The organism is Paenisporosarcina sp. P4_D4 (assembly GCF_056401835.1).
The window spans coordinates 1-938 of sequence record NZ_JBFUIO010000346.1; the positions used below are offsets into that span (position 1 = coordinate 1).

At 37.6% G+C, this 938-nt stretch carries 2 protein-coding genes and 1 pseudogene; 1 reads left to right on the top strand and 2 read right to left on the bottom strand.

The features are described from left to right. Nucleotides 1-201, top strand: a pseudogene (locus tag AC1DSL_RS18720) (hypothetical protein); the annotation flags it as partial. Nucleotides 202-235: 34 nt separating this feature from the next. Here AC1DSL_RS18720 and AC1DSL_RS18725 read toward each other — a convergent pair. After that, nucleotides 236-682, bottom strand: a complete 447-nt coding sequence (locus tag AC1DSL_RS18725) for a MarR family winged helix-turn-helix transcriptional regulator (RefSeq protein ID WP_477533399.1) — start codon at nt 680-682, stop codon at nt 236-238. A 138-nt stretch (nt 683-820) separates the two neighbouring features. Then, nucleotides 821-938, bottom strand: a 118-nt coding sequence (locus tag AC1DSL_RS18730) for a methylated-DNA--[protein]-cysteine S-methyltransferase (protein WP_477533400.1), incomplete at its 5' end; no start/stop codon positions are given.

Genomic DNA, 938 nt, shown 5'->3' on the forward strand with positions numbered 1-938 from the left:
GACAAACAAGAGAAATTACCTCAAGGCGAAGGGATTTCGAATCAGATTGGATACGAAACTACTTTTGAATTAGGAACTGTTTCAGGGATGGTATTTGAACAAGGCAATCTGATTGTCCGCTTGACAATCTTTGATCAAAACAGTGTGAACTTAACGGATGCATTTTTGAAAATGGGCGAAACAATCGCTGTAAAACAATAAAAAATTCCGGCTCACTTAGTGAGCCGGAATTTTTTTAATATGATAAATCTTTAATTGATAATCCTAATTTTTTCAATAATGTAATCGCTYGCTCTTTCTCATCATTATCCAAAGCACCCATCATTTCATGCAATTGTTTCTCATGCTCTGGGAACAATTGAGCCATGAAAGCCTCTCCTTCAGGAGTGATTTCAGCAAATGTCACCCGGCGATCCGAAGGACATGAAACGCGGTGTATGAAGCCTCTTTTTTCCAGCTTATCAATGACATAGGTAATCGAACCACTGGCAAGCAGTATTTTATTTCCTATTTTCTGCAGCGGTTGTCGCCCCTTGTGGAATAACAATTCCAAAACTGCAAATTCAGTAGGGTTTAGTCCATTTGCTTGAAAAAATTGATTCGTACATTCATGCAATGTTTTATATGCTCTAGAAAGCACGATAAATAATTTTAACGACTGTGTCAGTTCTTCGGATTTCATCTCTATCACCTGTATTCCATTCTCTCTAATTAAAACTAGTATATAGGGAATAGAAGAACTTTGTCAAAATGGTTTGGAATTGATGTGTTTTTGCTCTAATTCGAGCAGATATTGTTTAATCGGTGTAAGTGAACCCGCTTAGCCTTTCAATGATTTGTCTTTTCCTATAACACGATGGCAGGGTACGACTATCGGTAATGGATTTTTTCGATTTGCTTGTCCTACCGCACGACAGGCTTTTGTATTGCCAATTCTA